This is a genomic window from Fibrisoma montanum (genome assembly GCF_003583365.1).
In the GTDB taxonomy this organism is placed as follows: domain Bacteria; phylum Bacteroidota; class Bacteroidia; order Cytophagales; family Spirosomataceae; genus Fibrisoma; species Fibrisoma montanum.
The window spans coordinates 16,396-37,686 of sequence record NZ_QXED01000010.1; the positions used below are offsets into that span (position 1 = coordinate 16,396).

16 protein-coding genes are annotated in these 21,291 nt (G+C 52.4%); 5 read left to right on the forward strand and 11 right to left on the reverse strand.

All coding sequences use genetic code 11. The features are described from left to right. Positions 1 to 23: 23 nt before the first annotated feature. From DYU11_RS27050 to DYU11_RS27060, 3 genes are read right to left on the reverse strand one after another with little or no spacing between them, the layout of a single operon-like run. The gene (locus DYU11_RS27050; RefSeq protein WP_119670872.1) at positions 24 to 3,098 is read right to left on the reverse strand and encodes a VPS10 domain-containing protein; all 3,075 of its coding nucleotides are present in this window, start codon (positions 3,096 to 3,098) and stop codon (positions 24 to 26) included. 26 nt (positions 3,099 to 3,124) lie between these two features. After that, entirely contained in the window at positions 3,125 to 6,349 is a 3,225-nt protein-coding gene (locus tag DYU11_RS27055; protein ID WP_119670873.1) for a WD40/YVTN/BNR-like repeat-containing protein, read from the reverse strand. 41 nt (positions 6,350 to 6,390) lie between these two features. Next, positions 6,391 to 6,978, reverse strand: coding sequence for a PepSY domain-containing protein (locus DYU11_RS27060; RefSeq protein WP_119670874.1), 588 nt, complete (start codon positions 6,976 to 6,978; stop codon positions 6,391 to 6,393). A 174-nt stretch (positions 6,979 to 7,152) separates the two neighbouring features. Between DYU11_RS27060 and DYU11_RS27065 the strand changes: the two genes are divergently transcribed. Continuing rightward, positions 7,153 to 9,558 carry a TonB-dependent receptor gene (locus DYU11_RS27065; protein WP_119670875.1) on the forward strand — a complete coding sequence of 802 codons (2,406 nt, stop codon included), beginning with the start codon at positions 7,153 to 7,155 and terminating at the stop codon, positions 9,556 to 9,558. A 300-nt stretch (positions 9,559 to 9,858) separates the two neighbouring features. On the opposite strand, the gene DYU11_RS27070 is transcribed toward DYU11_RS27065, so the two are convergent. Continuing rightward, positions 9,859 to 10,332, reverse strand: a complete 474-nt coding sequence (locus DYU11_RS27070) for an RES family NAD+ phosphorylase (protein WP_119670876.1) — start codon at positions 10,330 to 10,332, stop codon at positions 9,859 to 9,861. A 3-nt stretch (positions 10,333 to 10,335) separates the two neighbouring features. Further along, on the reverse strand, positions 10,336 to 10,794 hold the full coding sequence (locus tag DYU11_RS27075) for an Xre family toxin-antitoxin system antitoxin (RefSeq protein WP_119670877.1): 459 nt from the start codon (positions 10,792 to 10,794) through the stop codon (positions 10,336 to 10,338). Positions 10,795 to 11,064: 270 nt separating this feature from the next. On the opposite strand from DYU11_RS27075, the gene DYU11_RS27080 reads away from it, so the two are divergent. Further along, positions 11,065 to 12,096 (forward strand): SDR family oxidoreductase, encoded by a 1,032-nt coding sequence (locus DYU11_RS27080; protein ID WP_119671027.1) that lies wholly within the window; start codon positions 11,065 to 11,067, stop codon positions 12,094 to 12,096. Next, positions 12,097 to 12,675, forward strand: coding sequence for a Crp/Fnr family transcriptional regulator (locus DYU11_RS27085; RefSeq protein WP_119670878.1), 579 nt, complete (start codon positions 12,097 to 12,099; stop codon positions 12,673 to 12,675). It abuts the gene before it with no gap. A gap of 444 nt (positions 12,676 to 13,119) precedes the next feature. Here DYU11_RS27085 and DYU11_RS27090 read toward each other — a convergent pair whose 3' ends face one another. The 6 genes from DYU11_RS27090 to DYU11_RS27115 form a co-directional block, all read right to left on the reverse strand. After that, positions 13,120 to 14,004 carry an SDR family oxidoreductase gene (locus DYU11_RS27090; RefSeq protein ID WP_229366071.1) on the reverse strand — a complete coding sequence of 295 codons (885 nt, stop codon included), beginning with the start codon at positions 14,002 to 14,004 and terminating at the stop codon, positions 13,120 to 13,122. Between the two features lie 112 nt (positions 14,005 to 14,116). After that, the gene (locus DYU11_RS27095) at positions 14,117 to 14,914 is read right to left on the reverse strand and encodes a helix-turn-helix domain-containing protein (protein ID WP_229366073.1); all 798 of its coding nucleotides are present in this window, start codon (positions 14,912 to 14,914) and stop codon (positions 14,117 to 14,119) included. A gap of 354 nt (positions 14,915 to 15,268) precedes the next feature. Continuing rightward, positions 15,269 to 16,189 carry a helix-turn-helix domain-containing protein gene (locus DYU11_RS27100; RefSeq protein WP_119670879.1) on the reverse strand — a complete coding sequence of 307 codons (921 nt, stop codon included), beginning with the start codon at positions 16,187 to 16,189 and terminating at the stop codon, positions 15,269 to 15,271. Between the two features lie 32 nt (positions 16,190 to 16,221). Next, positions 16,222 to 16,581 (reverse strand): hypothetical protein, encoded by a 360-nt coding sequence (locus DYU11_RS27105; RefSeq protein WP_229366075.1) that lies wholly within the window; start codon positions 16,579 to 16,581, stop codon positions 16,222 to 16,224. Between the two features lie 91 nt (positions 16,582 to 16,672). Further along, positions 16,673 to 17,119, reverse strand: a complete 447-nt coding sequence (locus DYU11_RS27110) for a DUF2147 domain-containing protein (protein WP_158600374.1) — start codon at positions 17,117 to 17,119, stop codon at positions 16,673 to 16,675. Positions 17,120 to 17,272: 153 nt separating this feature from the next. Beyond that, positions 17,273 to 18,199: an SDR family oxidoreductase gene (locus DYU11_RS27115; RefSeq protein WP_119670881.1), complete on the reverse strand. Its 927-nt coding sequence runs from the start codon at positions 18,197 to 18,199 to the stop codon at positions 17,273 to 17,275. Positions 18,200 to 18,846: 647 nt separating this feature from the next. Here DYU11_RS27115 and DYU11_RS27120 point away from each other — a divergent pair. Continuing rightward, positions 18,847 to 19,776: a helix-turn-helix domain-containing protein gene (locus DYU11_RS27120; RefSeq protein WP_158600375.1), complete on the forward strand. Its 930-nt coding sequence runs from the start codon at positions 18,847 to 18,849 to the stop codon at positions 19,774 to 19,776. Between the two features lie 43 nt (positions 19,777 to 19,819). After that, on the forward strand, positions 19,820 to 21,160 hold the full coding sequence (locus tag DYU11_RS27125; protein WP_119670883.1) for a lactonase family protein: 1,341 nt from the start codon (positions 19,820 to 19,822) through the stop codon (positions 21,158 to 21,160). Positions 21,161 to 21,291 lie beyond the last annotated feature (131 nt).

A 21,291-nucleotide genomic window follows, 5' to 3' on the forward strand; every position in this document is an offset into this window, starting at 1 on the left:
AACGGCAGCAGAACGGCTACCTGTCATTCCATCCCAATGTCCTTCACTGCTTTTGTTTTAAGCAGACTGTCGAGTTGGGTCAACTGCTGCGTCAGTTCGGCGGAGAGCTCGTCGTACACCTTGTAGGCGTTGTCGGTGGGTTTGGCATCCCCCGTCTCAACACTGCGCCAGAGAGCCGCCAGTCGGTTATTCAGCTTGATGGGGAAGTTCAGCGGGTCCTGACCGCTCTGATTTCGGATCTGGTACAAATTTTCCTCAATGGTATTCAGTTGCTCTTTCAGCTTCCGATTGGCCGGCGTATCGGGTTGCTTCGTCAGTTTCTCCTTTATCGCCCGAATCTGAATCACGGCCTCATTGGCCTTGCTGGTCTGGTCGCGGAGTTTCATGGCCAGGGCAAACTGCTCCTGCACGTCGGCGAGTTTGACGTCGTTCAGCCGGGGGTCGAGCCGAATCTCGAACGGATGCATGATGGATTTCCCCCCAACCGTCAGTCGAACCTGGTATTGGCCGGGCAGGGCCAGCGGGCCATTCGTGGGTCGCGCTCCCCACAGGATCATGCCCTTGAAGTCCGTCGATCCGGGGTAGCGCAGATCCCACTCGAAGCGGTTCAGACCGGCGGCTGTGGTGGGCTTTTTGGGTTTGGGTGGCGCATCTTCATCCTCTTCCTCGTCGGTTTTTTTCGACTCATTCTTTGGCTTATCGCCGGTAAATGACCGGATAACGACGCCAGCCGCATCCAAGATTTCGATTTTCACGCTGTCGGCCTGCTGCGCGAGCTGGTACTGAAACACCGCGTTCTGCACCCGCCGAACGGCGTAGTACGGTCTGTAAAAATGCACCGGCTCCTTGTCGAGTCCAGCGGTGAACTCGCGCACGGGCGCTACGTCGTCCAGCACGTAAATCGACCGGCCGTGCGTCCCGATCACCACGTCTTTTTCCGTGACCTGCAAATCGGCAATCTGCGTATCGGGCAGGTTCAGCCGCAGGGGTTCCCAATTCTCGCCATCGTTGAACGATACCCAGATGCCGTGTTCCGTACCGGCGTAGAGAAGACCGGGGCGCGTTATGTCCTCGCGTACGGCGTGTACGTACGCATCCGACCGAATACCCGTTATGATTTTTTTCCAGGTCTTGCCGTAATCATCCGTTTTCCAGATATAGGGAGCGCGGTCGTCCATCTGGTAGCGTTTGGCTGCGACGTAGGCCGTTCCGGGTTTATGCCGCGACGCGTCGATAATGCTAATGCGCGTATGTTTCGGCATATCGGGGGGCGTAATTCGCTGCCAGTTTTTCCCATGGTCGCGGGTAATGTGCAACAGACCATCGTCGGAACCGGCCCAGATTGTGTTGACATCGTGGTACGATGGTGCCAGGGCAAACACGGTCGCGTAGATTTCAGGGCCGTTCATGTCCATCGTTATCACTCCACCGCTTTTCCCCAGCGTGGCCGTGTCGGCCAGGGTCAGGTCGGGACTGATTTTCTCCCAGGTCTGGCCTTCGTTGGTCGTCATCCAAACATACTGGGAGCAAACATACAGCCGGTTCGGGTCTTTCGGCGAGAAAACGATAGGGTACGTCCACTGCCACCGTTGCGGCAGCGCACTGGCCGGTTCGCCGGAAAAGAAGCGCGGGTACACCTGAATGTCGCGGGTTTGCCCCGTTGAGCGATTGTAACGGGTTAGCAAGGCCCCCTGGCTACCGGCGTAAAAGATGTCGGGATTCTTGGGGTCCTGCGCGATGTAGCCGCTCTCGCCCCCGCCGACCTGATACGACCATTCTTTGTTCCGCAGACTATTATCCCGCGCCAGGTAGTTTGTCCAGCCTTCGCTCGGGACCGCCACGGTCGAATTGTCCTGCTGCGCGCCGGCTACGTGGTATGGAAAATCGCTCGTAACCGTGATGTGGTACAATTGCGCGGTTGGGTAATTCTCGTCAGTCCAGGTTTTGCCGCCATTAACCGACACACAGCCCCCCCCATCGTTGGCGGCAACCATCCGGGTTGAGTCGGTGGGATCAATCCATAGATCGTGGTTATCGCCGTGGGGGACTTTAATGGCTTTATTGAATTTCACACCCCCATCCGTCGATTTATAAAAACCCACGTTCAGGCAATAGACCGTATTTTTATCCTTCGGGTCGGCGTAAATACGCGAATAGTAAAATGCCCGCTGCCGGAGTTTTCGTTCTTCGTTAACGCGGCTCCACGTCATCCCGGCATCGTCGGAGCGATACACGCCCCCATCCTCGGCTTCGACGATGGCCCACACCCGGTTTGGGTCGGCGGGCGAAACACTCACGCCAATCTTGCCAACGGTCCCTTTCGGCATGCCCGGTTTCCGGGTGAGTTCGGTCCAGGTCTTGCCCCCGTCGGTCGATTTGAACAGACCGGAGGCTCCCCCGCCCCCCCACATTTTCCAGGGTGTGCGGTATACCTGCCAGATCGATGCGTAGATGACGTTAGGGTTCGTACGGTCAATTATCAGGTCAGCTCCCCCGGCTTTATCCCCTTTGTAAAGAATCTTCTTCCAGGTGGTGCCGCCGTCGGTCGTGCGAAAAATACCCCGCTCTTCGTTCGGGCCGTAGGGATGGCCGAGAGCCGCAACATAAACAATATTGGGGTTGGTCGGGTGAACCCGGACGCGGGCAATCGCCTGGGTGTTGGTCAGGCCAACGTTCTTCCAGGTTTTCCCCCCATCGACGGATCTATACACGCCATCGCCCTGCATGATGTTGCCCCGAAACTGGGTTTCGCCGGTCCCAATGTACACCACATCAGGGTTCGATTCGGACACGGCCACCGCACCCACCGAGGAGCTTCGGATCTGTCCATCCGTAACGGGCGACCACGTCAGGCCACCATCGGTTGTTTTCCAGAGGCCGCCCCCCACCGCGCCAAAGTAGTATTCATATTTGCGGGTTGGCGAACCAGCTACCCCCAGCGAACGCCCACCCCGCGTGGGGCCGATATTGCGCCAGGTCATTCCTTTAAACAGCCGGTTTGTGCTTGTATCGGTGGTAGTGGCTTGTTGGGCAACCGCTTGCCCCCAGAGTAGTGCGCTGGTGGCAAGCGTTATCAGGAAGTAGAAAGAATTCTTCATCGGGGAGGAGAGTTGCAGGTGCATGATTAGGGAGTAATAGCTGGAATGCGCTGTTCAGTTACCATCCGATTAAATTCCGGAACCTGCTGATTGATAATCTCCTTCAACTTGCCCAGGGCCGTATTGACCTGTTTTTCGAGAGCCTCATAAACAACGTAAGAAGCTTTGGTTGGTTTGGTCTCGGCCGAACCCACCACGCCCGCTACACCCGACAGTTTATCGTTCAGTCGAATCGGGTAGGCCAGAGCATCTTGCATTGCCTTCGATTTAGGTTGCATCAGAGTTGATTCCAACTGATCGAGGCTTTCGAGCAGAGGCTTGGTGGCCTTCTTGAACTTCTCCGCCACAGCCGGGTCTTTTACGTCCTTTAGATACCCGTTGATCTGATTCCGAATCAGCCGAATCTGATTGATGCCCTTGTGCGTTTCCGACAGTTTGCCATTGATTTTCATCAGCAAATCAAACTGCTCTTTGTAGTCGGCATCGGTAAGGGGTAGCCGGGGGTCTTTCAGAATGGTGATCGGTTGTTCGGCCACCAGCGAATCGCCCAGCAACAGCCGGACTTTGTACGATCCTGGCACGACTTTCGCGCCCGTTCCCCGGCCCGTCCACATGACGTTGGTGCCTTCGACGGGCGTCGCATCCGGATAGCGCATGTCCCAGACAAACGCATTCATCCCCGCCTGTGTGGGGGGCGTACCGGGCCGTCGGATGGTGATGTCCTCAAAAAATTCTTTGACAACCTTGAGCGGTTGTCCACGTCGATCTTTCGTACTCGAATAGGTGATAACTGTATCGTTTGCGCTGGTCAGAAAGACCAGCTTCAACTCCTTCGTCGGTCTGCTTTTCAGGTAATACCTAACCAGCACACCGTTTGGCGCATTTTCGCCCTGTTCCGCCACGTCGCCCGGCCCCAATACCTGGCTACCACCGTCCATCCGGAAGGCCGGTCTGGGTTTGAACAGGTGCGCTTTTTTGCCCGCCAGCGCGTCCTGCCCGTCGGCAATTTCATGCAGGGGCGTAATATCGTCCATAATCCAGAACGAGCGGCCGTGAGTGGCCACAATCAAATCGTTCTCGCGCTTGTGAATCTGTAGGTCGCGGATGGGCGTGATGGGCAGATTCAGGTTTAATTTTTGCCACAAGGCCCCGTCGTTGAACGAAACGTATACGCCCCGTTCTGTGCCGGCATACAGCAAACCGGGTTTGTTGGGGTCTTCGCGCACGACATGGGTGTATTCATCCGCCGGAATACCCGTTGTGATGGGAGTCCAGGTTTTGCCGTAGTCCGTCGTTTTGAACAGATACGGTTTGGTATCCCCCGACATATAGCGTTTCGCAGCCAGATAGGCCTTGCCTTTAGCATGGTCGGATGGATGCACGAGGCTCAGGATGGCCCATTCCGGCAGCATCGACGTGGGGGGCGTAATTTTCTGCCACGTTTTGGCATCGTCGCGGCTGATGTGCATCACGCCGTCGTCGGAACCGGCCCAGAAAACCCCTTTCTCCAACGGCGATTCGGCAAATGTAAATATCGTGGGGTACGTTTCGGCCCCGGTATTGTCTTTCGTGATCGGCCCGCCCGTGTCGCCTTGCGTTTTGGGGTCGTTGCGGGTCAGGTCGGGGCTGATGTCTTCCCACGAATGGCCGTAATCCATACTCCGATGCACGTACTGCGAGGTCACGTATAGAGCCTTTGGGTCATGGGGCGAAAACACAATCGGGAATGTCCACTGGAAGCGGTATTTGCGGTCGGATGAAGGCGCCCCCATGCTGTATTCGGGATAAACATTAATGCGCTGGTTCTGGTCAGTCGCCTTGTCGTAGCGCGTAATCAGCCCGTCGTAACTACCGCCGAAGGTGACGTTCGGATTGTTGGGGTCCGACGTGATATAACCCGACTCGCCCCCGGCTACCGAATACCAGGCCGAGGGTCCGATGACAAAGTCGGTCGTTCGGCTGGCGATTCTTATGGCGGAGTTATCCTGCTGGGCACCGTACAGATTATAGGGAAAATCGTTATCGACCGAAACGTGGTAAAACTGGGCCGTGGGGATGTCTATGTCCGAAAACGTGGCTCCCCCGTTGTAAGTTATTTCGGCCCCGCCATCGTCGGCGATAATGAAATTCTGCGGGTTCTTCGGGTTCCACCAGATATCGTGCGTATCGCCGTGGTGTACATTGATGGTCTGAAAGGTTTTACCGCCATCAAACGACTTCATTGCATTCACGTTCAGCACGATGAGGCCATTTTCGTTCTGCGGATCAGCGGCCAGCATCATATAATACCAGGGTCGCTGCCAGAGATTTTTGTCTTCGTTGATCAGCTGCCAGCTCATCCCGGCATCATCCGAGCGGTACAGCCCGCCTTTCGCGTTTTCAATCATTGCGTACAGGCGGTTCGAGTTGGCGGGCGAGACCGCAATACCAATTTTGCCGAGCAGTCCCCGCGGCATACCGGGCCGGTAGTGGAGGGGCATCCAGGTCTCGCCCCCATCGGTCGATTTGTAGAGACCGCAGCCCGGCCCCCCGCTACTCATCATGTAGCTGTTGCGGTAGGCCTGCCAGGTAGATGCATACACAATAGACGGGTTGTTGGGGTCCAGTTCGACGACCGCTGCGCCCGTGCTGTCGTTTTTAGCCAGGATGTGTTTCCAGGTTTTGCCACCATCGGTCGTTTTGAATACGCCCCGCTCCTTGTTGGGGGCAAACGGATTGCCCAGGGCGGCCACGTAGGCGATATCGGGATTCTGGGGATGGACTTCGATATTGCCAATGGCGTCGGCCTTTTTCAGGCCCATGTGTTTCCAGGTTTTGCCCGCATCAGTTGATTTGTAAACCCCGTCGCCGTTGGAAATATTGCTGCGGATGTCGGACTCGCCCATCCCGACGTAAATCGTGTTGGGGTCCGACGGCGCAACGGTAATTGCCCCGACCGAACTGGATTTAAACGTACTGTCGGAGACGGGTGCCCAGTTGGCGCCCCCGTCGGTTGTTTTCCAGACTCCCCCGCCGACGGCCCCAAAGTAATAGGTGAGTGGCTGATCGGGATGCCCGGCGGCCGCCAGTGAGCGCCCGCCCCGGAATGGGCCAATATTGCGCCAACGTAACCCGTTGAATAAACTGTCAGTGGCGGTTCTGACGGAAGTCGAAACCGTCTTTGGCTTTTGTTTACGTTGGGCCAGGGCGGGTGCGGAGGACAACAGCGCCAGGGCTACCAGAGGAGTAATGAACGTAAAAATAGAACGCATAAAATGTAGGTTAAGATCAATCCCCAGGAAACACCACCATACTACACGACCGCTTTGGCCGACCGGGCCTGCTTCAGTTTGCGGATTCGTTTGGGCCCATAATACAGGTAAAAGCCCGTGATGGAAAAGATTAGTAGTGAAACACCCATTATGGTTGTGAACGTTAGTTTAATGAGCTGATCGCCAGATTGAAGCAGCGAATCGAAATACGAACCATCGTGCAGATGCTCAATAAAATCGGATCGCCGACGCTCGATATGCAGCACCTGACCCGTCGTGCAATCCAACTGAATACCCCAGTAGTGATCCTGAAACACAAATTTGACCATTCCTTTCTGCGGACGTATGTCGATCCGGTCCAGGTTAGTTGATAAGTCGGCTGATACGGAATCGCGCAGCGTACGAAACGCAATTCGTTGCAGCGAGTCAATAGGCAACCACCGTTTCGCATCGGTCGAAGCACCAGCGTACGATTTGGCTAAGAGCAATCCACCGGAATGTTTTTTCCAGCCCAGCAACAGGCCCGTTCCAGCAATCAGCGTGAAGAAAATAAACAGCGCTCCCCCTAAAGCTCCGTGAATTTTGCGATAAAAACGAAGTCGGCGGGAGCTATCTTTGATATCATTCATGAATTTATTTCTTGCGTTTTGGCTGTGTAGTCCCCGAATTCATTCGTAATATGTATTGGTGTTAAGACTCAGCTGCGAAAAAACTTTTATTTCGTGTATTATACAAAATAGTATTCAATTTTTAAGTTCATTGCTGCTGAGACAACATTTAATTTGCCTTTTGAAGTATATTTCATGAAGAAACGTATATTCCTTCTCTTTTTTATACCCGTTTGTTCCATCGCACACGCGCAGGTGTTGACGATTAAGAGCCGGGAAGATAACCAGCCGCTCGAGGGCGTGCAGATTTCGAGCGAAGTCCCCAGGGCATCCGTCGTGACGAATGCCAGCGGAAAGGCCGATATCACGGCTTTTAAAGGGGCTGAAGCCATTCAGATTCAAAGGATTGGTTACGGGCGACAAACGGTGAGTTATGACGCATTGCTCCAGGGTGGTTTTTCCGTATCCATTCGCCCGACAACGATTTCATTAGATCAGGTTGTAGTGACGGCGAATCGCTGGAACCAGTTGAGTCGGGACGTTCCGAATAAAATCACGACGATTTCGGCCAAAGATGTCCAGTTTCAGAATCCGCAGACGGCAGCAGACCTGCTCGGTATTTCGGGTGATGTGTTTATCCAGAAAAGTCAGCAGGGCGGAGGCAGTCCCATGATTCGGGGCTTCGCTACCAATCGCCTGCTGCTTATGGTGGATGGCGTACGGATGAACACCGCTATTTTCCGGAGTGGTAACGTACAGAATGTACTTTCGTTAGATCCATTTGCCATCGCGAATACGGAGGTTCTGTTCGGGCCAGGATCGGTAATGTACGGCAGTGATGCCATTGCCGGAGTGATGAGTTTCTTCACGCTCACCCCCAAATTAGCCACGGGAACCAAGCCATTCATTTCGGGAGGTGCAGCCGGGCGATATTCATCGGCCAACAGTGAACTAACCGGCCATGCCGACGTTAATGTTGGCTGGCAGAAATGGGCACTCACCAGTAGCGTGTCGCATAATTACTTCGGCGATCTGCGGATGGGTGCGCACGGACCGAGTGAATACCTGCGACCGGAATACGTCGAACGGATTAACAACGAAGACCGCGTCATTCCCAACGCCGATCCGAGGGTGCAGCGGCCCAGCGGGTATTCACAGATCAATCTGATGCAAAAAATTCGGTTCAAGCCGAACGAGCGCTGGAATTTCGACTATGGATTTCACTACTCGAACACCTCCGATTACGCCCGTTATGACCGATTGCTGCGCTACCGGCGGGGACTTCCACGTTCGGCCGAATGGAACTATGGCCCTCAAACGTGGGTGATGAACAAGTTCGCAATAAACCATACGATGTCGGGAGGCCTTTACGACCAGATGACGGTGCGACTGGCCCATCAGTTTTTCGCCGAGAGCCGCATCGACCGCGATCTGAAAACCCCCGAACGGCGAACGACGGAAGAGAATGTACAGGCGTTATCAGCTTCGGTTGACTTCGACAAACGAATGACCGACAGGCAGCGCGTGTTTTATGGTCTGGAAGCCATCTACAACGACGTTGTTTCAACGGCGACTACATTGAATATCAGCACGAACGTCGCTCAACCCGGTCCTCCACGCTACCCCCAATCGAACTGGGCATCGTATGCCGTCTATTCAACCTATCAACTCAAAGCGAGCGATCAGCTAACGGTCCAGGCGGGTGCCCGCTATAATCAGTTTGCACTGAATTCGCAGTTTGAAACCACCTTTTACCCGTTCCCGTTCACTACCGCCCGCTTACACAACGGTGCCTTGACGGGCAGTCTGGGAGGGGTTTATAGTCCATCTGAATCCTGGGCCTTCAGCGTCAATCTGGCCACGGGTTTCCGGTCACCCAACGTCGATGATATCGGTAAGGTATTCGAGTCAACACCCGGTTCCGTGATTGTTCCCAACCCGGCTTTGAAGGCCGAATATGCTTATAATGCCGAGGTAGGCATTGCCAAAGTGATTGGCAATACGCTGAAAGTGGACCTGACGGGGTACTACACCCTACTGGACAACGCGCTCGTTCGGCGGAATTTTACCCTGAATGGCCGCGACAGCATTTTATATAATGGCGAACTAAGCCAGGTTCAGGCCATTCAAAACGCAGCGAATGCCCGGGTGTACGGCCTACAGGCGGGCATTAATTTGACCTTACCAGCTGGTTTTGGTCTGTCGTCGCAGTTCACCTACCAGAAAGGCGAAGAAGTTGTTGATGACGGTACCACCAGTCCGCTCCGCCACGCAGCTCCCTTCTTTGGCCTGACTCGGCTCAACTATACGGCTAATAAGTTTCGGGTAGAGGTTTATGGCATTTACAACAGTCCGGTTACAAACAGCCAATTGGCGCAGGAAGAACAGGGTAAAGATTATATGTACGCGATCGATGCAAATGGAAAGCCCTACTCGCCCAGTTGGTACACGCTCAACCTGAAAGTTCAGTATCTGGTAACTCCTTATTTATCCATCAACGGCGGAATTGAAAACCTGACTGACCAGCGGTATCGGCCCTACAGTTCGGGCCTTGTGGCACCGGGCCAGAACTTTATGATTGCCTTGAGAGGGCGGTTTTAACGATTCGTGCGGTTTACTTCTTAGCAGGCTTTTTTCGGAATAAATCATCCAGCCAGGTTTCAATCCCACTGCAACGCCCGGTTTATGCAGCGTTCTCGCAAAAGACTGAACGCGATCCGGCAGAAATACCGCGGAACGCACGCCCCCGGTACCAGCGAATCGCTGACGTCGCGAACGCTGATGATTTGAAAACCAACCCCTACAGACACATCAACAATCAGGCAGGGATTTTAGCCGCTATGGCTGTTTGATTGCTGGCTTTAGCCCTGTGGTCCATGGTTTAGTTAATACCTGGATGCCTTACTTGTGCAATCGTTCATCAAATGCATGGGCAAGCACGTCAACAATTTTCACTTGGCTCATCAACGGATGCAACGGATTAATCAGAACGTTGCGCGAGGGCGAGTCCTTTACTACCACCGAGGGTAGGGAAAAGCCTAAGGCCGGGTAGCCGGAGCTGAGCTTGGGGAGTAGGTGAAAGGGTAGGGTCTCCGGATACTTCAAGGCATTCCAACCGGTGGGTAGCTCGGCTATCAATAGTTCTTCAATGGCGTCGGGCACCTCAATGCTGATACGTACAAAAGGAGGCAGGTCCCGGATAGGCGTGCCGTCCAGGTGAACCAGCGTTTCCAGTAACGCCAGTTCGGGCGTTGTGGAGGTATAGAGTAGCGGGGTACCGGGTGGGTTCCAGCGCCCGCCGTTAAGCCGAGCGCCCTCGCCAGTCAACACCGAATCGACAAACTGCTTTTTTTGAATCCGGTAAACTAAGGGCATACCTCAACTATAGACGCCATACTCAATGCGACCCAAGATCTGGTCCACCACCTGGAAGCCCGTCGCCGTATCCAGAAGTTGTAAAGGGGATTGTCCTTCTAAAATCTCCAACGGTCGGCGCAGCCAGCGGTTGAACTTACCCTGGTCTTCAAACACCCGGAGGCCATGAGTCGCCAAGGCTTTCAGCAGCAAAAGCCGTTCGGACTCAACCTTGTTCAAAGAACCACTGACTAATCGACGGGCCATCGTCCGCTCGTTCATCGAGAGCAGCGTAGCCAACTCGCGGATGGTCAACTCCAGCAAGGTGGCCAGGGCTCGCACTTCCCCATGAGCCATCCCGGATCGGGACTGGGCAATCAGCTCGAAAGGAGCGGTACGTTCAGGCAACACTCGTACTATGGGATTAGCCGCCAACAGCACCGACGATGCAGGTGGAATCTTACGGTCTGACTTTGTGTCCATCCTACGGTTAACATTTTGTCAGCAATATTACTGACAATTTACGTGAGTTTAACGCGTCAGGTTTGTAAAAAGTTTGCCCTCGTCTTGAAGGAGTAGGCGAAGACGGTTATGTGCTGCCGAAATCACTACGTTTCACCAGTACAGACCTTTAAGTGTTCTTAACGTCTGTCAACTTTCGTCCGTAGCACACGGTTGCCGTTTTTTTACCAAATGTTAATAGTGGACCGTCTGAGCTTGAAGACCTTTGACCAAACAAACAGGCATCATGTCATGGACAGCAAGCGAGTACTACTAACCGGTGTAACGGGCTTTTTAGGTTCACACACCGCCATTCAGCTCTTGAACAAAGGCTACAAAGTGATCGGAACACTACGAAGCAAAAAAAGAATCAATGAGATCAGGGACGTCATTGCAAAACATACGGATCACATTGAAAACCTTACGTTTGCCGAGGCTGACTTAAGCGATGAAGATCGTTGGTACGAACTCACCAGCCAGGTCGACTACGTTCAACATGTGGCCTCGCCTTTTCCGCGAGAATCACCCAAACATGAGGATGAGTTAATTATTCCGGCCAAAAACGGAACGCTAACCATTATGAAAGCTGCGCTAAAAAATAACGTGAAGCGCGTGGTGATAACTTCCTCATTAGCCGCCATCGCCTACGGAAAAACACCGAAAGAACTCAGAAAGGTATTTACGGAAAGCGATTGGAGCGATGTAACCAGAAACGAGGACATTACTCCCTACTACAAAAGCAAGACGATAGCCGAAAAGGCGGCTTGGGATTTTATCCAGGAAAACCGTACTGATCATGACCTGGAGTTGACAACCGTCAATCCGGGGGTGATGTTAGGGCCCGTTATTGACCAGGATTTTGGCACCTCCGCCAACATGATCATCATGCTTATGAACGGTAGTTTTCCGGCCTTACCCAAGATTGAGTTTGACATTGTGGATGTTCGGTCGGTGGCTGACCTGCTGATTAGAGCGATGGAAGCGCCACAAGCAGCCGGAAATCGGTACATTGCCACCGCGCAGCATTTGACACTAAAGGAAATTGCTCAGTTACTAAAGCGGCACTACCCGGAACGGAAAATTCCAACCGCTCAACTTCCCAACGTTATCACCAAGATGCTTTCCTACGTTCAGCCGGTACTCAAACCAACGCTTCTGGAAGTCGTAGAGCGGAAAATAGACGCAAGTAAAGCCCGTAAAGAATTGGGCTGGCAACCTATACCAGCCGAAGAAGCGGTACTGGCTTGCGCGGAAAGTATAGTAGCCAATAAATTAGTTAAGTAAATGCAGAAGCTAAAAGCGGCCTTGTCTTTCGGTGGTATCCTGGCAAAAGACGATATTGATACGTTGACCGCGCATTTTACGTATCGCACACTTAAAGCGGGTGAATCCCTACAGGATCTGGATAAAGTAGCTACCGAGATTATCTTCGTTGATACTGGTGTTTTGCGTATTTATAGCCTGGATGCGGATGGGACGGAGGTGACTAAATATTTTGTCCGGGAGCATCAGTTTTTTGCCAATCTGGAAAGTTATTATTCCCGGCAGGCAGCGACGGATGCTATCGAAACGGTTGTTCAGAGCGAGGTGTACACCGTTAAGCTTGCGGTTTTTGAAAGCTATTTTTTGAAGGTTCCTAACTTATTTATTTTTTTTAAGAGCATCGTCGAAGCCACCTTACTGAATAAAATTAAAGACAATGATTTTCTGAATTTCGGTACGGCGAAAACAAAGTACCTTGAGTTTGTTAGTCGCTATCCGACATTGGCGCAACAAGTGCCCCAACAATACATTGCATCCTATCTGAAAATTACTCCTCAATCGTTGAGTCGTATTCGAAAGGAGCTTGCTAAACATGGATAGTTACGGAAGCTAGGCCGACATTGAATCAGCCTCATTTATGAACCGTTATGTTGAAGATGCTGTCTGCGCGCTTGTTGATGTACACCGTGGCAACTGACTTAGGGCAGGCTATCGCATCGGCGCTCCGATTGATAGCCTGCCCTGATTGGTAATTGTACCCGTAATCTGGAAATGACTCGTCACTTGAATGGACAGCGGGTATGTCTGCCAACGCTTGCGCCAACGCTACATCAACTAATTGTTTACTGCTTATGGCCAGATGAATTAGCCGTTGTTCACTAGTTCAATGTTGCGTTGGGGCAACGGCTTTGTTGGAACGTTTTATTGGAATCAGAATGGGACTTGTTCAAGCCAAGCCAGGTTGTGCGGTGCGGAGACCGGTACCACCACCGACAACCTGACCCTTCGCACCGTCAGCCGCGCAATTGTCCACTTTTCTTCCCGTCAAAATAATGCCCCTGCTCCAGGTCGGCCAAGAGCGAAGGGTGGCTTGGGGTCCAGTTGCTCTTGTGTCAATGCACTGGAAGCCGGGCAGTCGACGCTTTGAAAGGTACTAATCCAGCCGAAATGGTCAGCAGCCTCCTCGACGGGCTTACTAACGACGGGTAGATGTAGATGCCGTCCAATCACTTCGGCGATATCGCGGACCGGTACGCCCTCATCCGCAACCCCGTGAAATTTGGCTCCCGCGGTTCCCTTTTCCAACGCCAGCCGAAAAAGCTGAACGGCATCGAGCCGGTGGATAGCAGGCCAACGGTTCGTTCCCTCACCCACGTAGGCTGATACGCCTTTTTGGCGGGCAATACCAATCAGCGTTGGCACAAAGGCGTAGTCTCCTTCGCCGTGCACGGATGGCGACAGACGCACGACCGATGTCCGCACACCTTGGGAAGCCAGCCTTTCCATAACTTCTTCCGAGGGAATACGAGGGGCCGACGCTGCATTTTGATCAAACGCATCGCCTTCGTGAGTGACACGACCAGGCGTCAGCACGGTGATGCCCGACGTAATCACGAAGGGCCGATTTGAGCCGATGAGCGCGGTGCCGAGGGCTTCGACTGCCCGTCGGTCCGTTTCCCCGGCGGTGGCATACGCTGAAAAGTCGTGATTGTACGCCAAGTGGATGACCCCATCCGAAGCGGCAGCACCCCGACGTAGACTGTCGTAGTCGTTAAGCGCACCCAGGTGCGGCTCAATGCCAGCCGCAACCAGTTTGTGGGCCGATTCTTCCGAGCGTGCAAGACCAACCACTTGGTAGCCCGCTCCGATTAATTCTTTAACAAGGGCCGAGCCAATGTATCCCGTAGCCCCGGTGACAAAGATTCGCATGGTTAATGTTGCTAGCAGAATGTGATTGCTAACGACACGGCAAAGGTCTGCTTCTCAGCCGGTGCCTGTTTGCGCGAGTCAAACGGTTTACTGAATAAATCAACCAATTGTTCTATGCCCGCAGAGCACTGGGTACCTGGCCTGTTTGCCGTTTAAAGAAATTACAGAAGTGAGCCACGTCGGCAAAACCAAGGCTGTCCGAGATTTCAGAGACCGCCCAGTCGGTTTGCTTGAGCAGCATTTTAGCTTCTTGCGTCACCCGATCGCCAATCAGTTTAGTGGTTGTATAGCCGGTTGTTTCGCGCAGCACCCGGTTGAGGTGATTAACATGCAAGGCCAGTTGGTCAGCGTAGTCCTTGGCCGTACGTAGGCGTAGTTGCTGTTGCGGGGTTGCCAGGGGGAATTGTCGTTCCAACAGGTCAGTGAACAGGGCCGTTACCCGGGCTGATGCGGTGTGGGGTGAAGCCGATACAGGGGAGGGCTGGCGTTTTTGCCCCATATGAATTAGCTCCAGCAAATAGGCTCGCAGCAAATCGTATTTGTAGGTGTAGCTGGATGAAATTTCGTTCGACATCTTCTCGAAAATGGCCTTTAGACAGGCAAAATCGTCGTCATCGACCATCAGCACCGGTGAACTACCCGGCCGAAAAATAGGCAACTCGTCCAGGCTTGTTCTCACCTGGGCAGGAAGCAAGAAATTCTCCGTGAAGATGCAAAAATAGCCGGTTTGGGCTTCATCATGGGGAAGCCATCGGTAGGGAACCTGCGAGTTGGCAAACCACAGAGCCTGCTGGCCAACGTCAACGACTTTGTCGGCATACTCGATCCGGCTATGCCCGCGATTCAGACTAATTTTATAGAACGCTCGCCGGTCGAAGGCCATCGGTGGCTTACTGTGGTAACCGCGCATGAGGTCTGACACCTTGAACACGTTGAAGTGCCCAACCTCCGTTTAGATGCCCGACGGCTGCAAGGTATCGGCTGCATCGCTGGCGGGGGTAAGGGCCGTATAAAGCTCGTCAAGCGGAGTTGATTTCATAAACGGTATTGTAGAAATCAAAGGTAGTCGGTCGTGTTATTGTTGGTTGCAATAACACCGTCGTCGGCCTAGCGGGCAGTAAGTGGTGTGATTAGCCTAATGCGGCTTCTTTTAGCAACAGGCTAAAGAAACCTCGATCGAAAACTGCAAGGGATAATGTGGGAGCTACACAATCGGCCATCACTTGAGTTAGGTGGGGTGTAGCGATCAGTCAATCGGAACGAATCAGTTAAATGAAGCCCTGAACTCCAGCGGACTCTGGTTCGTTTTGGCTTTGAACAGTTTGCTGAACGAGGGCAAATGCTCAAAACCCAGCTCGTAAGCAATTTCACTAACCGATAAGCGCGTGGTTGATAGTTTTTCTTTGGCTTTTTCGATCAGTTTGTCATGGATGTGTTGCTGGGTAGTTTGTCCAGTTAGCGTTTTAAGCAAACTCCGCAGATAAGTAGGTGACAGATTTAAATTGTCGGAAATATATTGAACGGTCGGTAATCCTCTTGTCGCTAAATCATCATGGCTAAAATAATCGGCAAGCAGTTTTTCGAATCGGTCAAGTAGTTGATGATTCGTGATTTTTCGAGTGATGAATTGCCGTTGATAAAAGCGTTCCGAGTAATTCAATAAGGTTTCTACATGCGAAATGATGATATCCTGGCTAAACTTGTCAATGTTAGCATGATATTCGTCTTTGATCTTTTCGACGATCCCGTTGAGGATTGTTTTTTCTTTGTCCGAAAGAAACAATGCTTCGTTTACCGTGTAGTCGAAGTAGTCGTATTTCTTGATTTTATTTGCCAAAGATGTTCCCCACAAAAAGTCGGGATGGATACATATAATCCAGCCTGAGAGGTCATCGTCTGCACTGGCCCCTGCACCTCTCAGAATTTGATTAGGCGCAACAAAATATAGCACTCCCTCGTCGAAATCGTACGTTTGTTGTCCATAATACAGTTTGTTGCTGAATCCTTTTTTTAGCGATATGTAATAAAAGTCGAACAGTAAGCTGAATTCGGCCACTTGCGTGCTGGGCAATTGGAGTGAAGCGTAATCGAACACGCTGATAAGCGGGTGTTCGGGTTTCGGCAAGCCAAAAATTCGGTGTGCTTCCGTGATGGTTTTTATTCGTGTTGGGCTGGTCTTTTTCATCAGACAAAATTTGATCTAAACTTATTTTTTGTTTAGTTGATTCGCACCCAAAGTTCTTCTACGTCAAACCGGATGAGCGATACGTTGATGCTCTTAGAAACTTCGGCCTTGGCAGCATTGCCCTCCCGGACGATTTTAGTATGGCGAAGCAACTCTTCAAGATGAGCCTTGTCGTCTTTCGTCCATCTGCCCTTACCAAAGTCGAACACTTTCTTGTCCTTTACGACCAGACCGTTTAGTGAATCGGTGAAGGCAACCTCACTGCCTTTATAGTCTTCGTCTATTCTAAGGGTGATGGTACTACCCGTTTTGTTGCTTATAAAGACGGTTTTGTTGGGATTACAAGCCGAAAGCAACGTTGCAATCATCGGTAACGCTAGTACGTTTCTCATATTGATTTCGTGTTATTATTGTGTCTGCTTTTTGTGTAGAATGTACTGGCAAAAGCGTCCTACACAAAAAGCAGACATAGCTTCTGGTTAGTCATTGAACTCGTTTAAACGTCATTGATCGGCCTAACAAAGCGATACCCATGTAAGCACGATAGTCCATTTCGTTTAGATTCCTCAGTTTGACTTTCACGCTGTAATTTCTCCCTTCGTCGGGGTTGTACAGCGTACCGTTTAGGTATTCGCCCTTGTCGAAAGTGAGGTTGGTAATGTTCGTTATGCCATAGCGCGACCTGTTCTGCAGGGCTTTATCTGGATTTTTGAAATCTTTTTTGGGTGTTTTTCCGTCTGCCTCGAACATATCGGAGGCATACAGGAGTTTGCCAAAATATTTGTCGCCTGCTTTGTAAAATTCAAATTTCAGCGCCAAATCAGAATCTACATCTTCCCAAACACCGATGATTTTATCGGCGGATAACTGCTGGGCTACAGTGGCAACGGATACAAACAGCATTGTTGCCGCAAAAAGGATGGTTTTCATTTTTTTCTTAGTTAAGATTTTCAGACTTGTCATTACTAAACGTCAACGGTGGTGCTACCGACCGATTGGCTTCCGTGCTCGGCCAGCCCGTTTCTGTTGCGTCTCAAACGCCTTTATTGCCGAATTAAGCAACGTCGTGCGTAGCACCAGGTGTTAGATGCCAACCCTGGATAAGGCTTTCGATACTTCCCACAACTTCAAGGACGTGTTCAAATCCGCAGCTTGGGTGGGGATTTGGGCTGTGGCGGGCGTTCCGCGGGTTTCCCCCATCTTACTTGGTCCGTAATAGAGCCCACCTTTTGCCTCAGGAGAAGTCGCTGCGTATAAGGTCGGTAATGCGCCTTGTGCCGCTGGCTGGAATAAAAACGGAAGGAAAGTTCGCACCATGCCCATAACACTCCATTGGCCGGCCCCTGTAATGAGCAGATTGGTTCGCGATACGCCCGGATGAGCCGCTATGCTTGTTATACCCCAACCGTGCTTATCACTTTGTCGCTGAAGTTCCAGCGCAAACATCAGGTTCGCCAGTTTTGCCTGCCCGTATGCTTTCATCGGCACATAAGAAGCTGTTGACTGAAGGTCATCAAAATTGATGGCTCCTTCCCGATTGGCGACGCTGGAAACGGTAACAACCCGAGGATTTGCTGCCTTACGTAGCAGGGGAAGAAGCTGGGCGGTCAGTGCGAAGTGGCCAAGGTGGTTGGTGCCAAACTGCAACTCGAAGCCATCAGCCGTTTCCAGTCGCTTAGGCGGTGTCATTACCCCGGCATTATTAATCAGAAGGTCAATCGCCCGCCCTTTGGCCGTCATTCTCGACGCAAAGTCTTTGATGGAAGTCAGATTGGCAAGATCTATTTTTTCAAAGCTCACCTTTGCCCTTGGGTTCACTTGATGAATTCGGGCAATGGCTTCAGCCCCTTTCTGAGGGGTACGACCCATAATGATCACTTCCCATCCTGAAGACGATAAGGCCAGTGCGTCTTCAAAGCCAATACCCTCGGTACTGCCTGTAATTACCGCTAAGCCATTGCTCTTCTGAGGAATATTAGCGGTTGTCCATTTGTTGACTTCGTTTTTCATTTTATCTGTTTTTTGTTGATACAAAGTTGCACCGGCGTCAAAAAACAGATTTAGCCTAAACGACTTTAGGTTTAGCCAAAAGAGAATTGTCCGCGAAATAGTCTTGATTTATCTGAAAGGTGGGTTAGCCTGGTTTTAGCAGACAGTCTTTCTCTTTGTTTTAAGACATGGGTTAAATCTCAAATTGAACAGGGCTGAAAAAACCAATGCCTGAGTGCTTTTGCACCTGGGGTTGTACTAGTTGCGGTATACTTACCAACCTCCAGACGAGTATCTTCCAGACTAAAAAATACACCCGGTTCCACCACTTCCGCTTGCTAAGCAATGTAGGTGATATGCGACACCCACACTTGGTCAGGACCAGCAAGACGCGAACGCTCCCCTGTCCGGTTCACCACGACCATACCCGAGCAACCGGATGCCGGGGCGAAGTGAACAAATGGTGAGGGCAATTTAGAAGGGTGATGGCCCCCCTAAATTGCCCGTAAGTACGGCGTTTGCCCAGTGCCAATCGGTGGAAATTCCCTCGAACAGGAACAGGCGGTAAATCCGAGAGCTTATTAGCGCGATTTGTGTAATGAATGATGGGCTATGTGTTATATAGAAACCGTAATAGCAGCCGACCTTTGTGCTACTACTTGTCACTGATGAACGAACCAACCAGCAAAGTTCAGTTACTGAACACGGTGGCCGATTACACCGCTTTTTTCGGGCTACCGAAGCCCGCGCATCCGCTGCTCACGCTTATTGAGCTGGTGCCAACGGTGGACGACGGCCGCGTCCTGACCCCGCCCATTGCTGAGCGATTAGTGCCGCAACTGTACACTATTTTCCTCAAACGCAACCTAACCAGTCGTGTGTATTACGGTCATCAGCCCTACGACTTTAGCGAGGGGGTACTTGGATTCTCTGCACCGGGAGAGGTGTTCCGCATTAGTACGAATATAGACCCAGCGGTTAGCGGTTGGGTACTGGTGTTTCATCCTGATTTACTGACGAAGTACCCGCTCGCGAAAAAAATAAAGGACTATACATTTTTCTACTACGACGTGTATGAAGCTTTACACCTGTCGACCTCGGAAGAGCAGATGCTAATGCCCGTTCTAACCAGTATGCGCACTGAATACGAACGGCCAATCGACGCGTTTAGTCAAGATGTCATGGTGGCTCAACTCGACGTACTACTCACCTATGCCAATCGCTTCTATCACCGGCAGTTTCTAACGCGCCGGGCTCCGGAGAACGATTTGCATAGCCGCTTCAGACAGGTTCTGACAGCCTACTTTGCCGACGATGAGCTAACCCGACCGATGCCCAGCGTACGCTATTTTGCCGATCGTTTAGGCGTGTCATCGACCTACCTCAGCGATATGCTGCGCACGCTCACTGGACAGGGGGCGCAACAGCATATTCAGCAGGCGATGCTGGAGAAAGCCAAGCGAATGCTACTCACCAGTCCACTCTCAATCAAAGAAACCGCCTTTCAGTTGGGGTTCGAATATCCCCATTATTTCAACCGACTGTTTAAGCGTAAAACCGGCCTCACCCCTGCCCAATTCCGGCTGTCGATGCGGTAACCGAGACGTATCTGTATATACTCTTTAATATAGTTGTTTGTCAATGAACTTCTTACGTCAATTTCTGTCCGTCAGCCTGTGGCTCGGCAACATCGGTATGGCACTTAGCCAACTGCGCTCGGTGCCGGGGGCGTCGGGGGCAAACTTTGCGTTCCAGGGTCGCTACATCGTGGCGGTGTCCGATGCCGACATGATTCCCTCGGCCTACATCGATGGGAAGCTGGGGCCGGTAGAAGGGCAGGACGCGCTGTCGGTGATTCGACTGGACAGGCCCGTGCGCGAGCTGAAAGCGGTGGAAGTGGGCGTGAGCAATTCCGTTACCGGTCCGCCATCGGTACTCGATGTGTCGCCCGACGGCCGGTATGCGGTAGTAATCGAAACGCGGGGGCAACGTCCCATTGGCAATACCGACCTAAAACTGTCGGACCTGCCACCCGGCAAAGTCATAACCGTCGTTAACCTTACCGACCCCGACCATCCGGCCGTTGTGCAGCGCATTGTGGGACCGGAATACGCCCAGTCTGTGGGGTTCAACGCCGACGGATCGCTGGTGGTTGTGGCGGCACAACCGACCAATACCGCCCAGCCACCTCTGACGCTGTATCGGTTTGCCAAGGGTAAATTAAGCGAGCCATATACGCCCAACTTGCCCAACTGGGTAGCTGGCGAGCAGTTGAATGGGGCGGTGTTCCACCCAACCCGAAACACGCTGGCGGTACTGAACTCAACCAAAGCAACGCTTTCGTTTGTGCAGGTGGCCGATGAGGGCGGTCGGCTAAGCCTGTCAGCCTGGGGCAGCCCCGTACAGGTTGACCGGCAACCGTTCAAGGCGGTCTTTACGCCTGATGGCCGGTACGTCCTCACCAATGCGATGTACTTTGGCGCAGACATTTCGGCTACGAACTCCGTACCATCCTCGGTGCTGTCGGTGCGGCTGGCGGCCGATACGGCCACCCGGCCTGTCCATCAGATCGTTGACCGGGTTGTGTCGGGTGTGCTATCGGAAGGGCTGGCGATCAGCCCCGATGGTCGGTGGCTGGCAACAGCTAACCTGGAACAGAGCAGTAACCCGCTGACGAGTCCAAAGCAGGGCTTTTTCGCGTCGGTAACCCTTATCCGACTCAATCCGCAATCGGGTTTGCTGGAACGGGTGGGCAACTATGCCTTCGACGGCATCTTACCCGAATCGGTCGCCTTCGACAATACGAGCCGATTCCTGGCCGTCGCAACGTTCGACCATTTTGACGAAAAGCGACCCGGCGGCTCCATTGATATCTGGCGCATTGCCGGCGATGCCAACGACCCAAAACGGACAGAACTGGTCCGGACCAATTACTCCGTACCTGTCACCCGGGGCGTGCATACGATGGTGATGGTGCGGTGAGGTACCGTCTCACCCAATGCTTCTCTCCTTGTGGCAAAGGTGGAAGGCGACATAGCCAAAGTAGCTTTGGGCGAAACAGCGGTGGTTGAGTACGTGCTGCCCAATCCGGAATAGGACATCATGCTAAACCG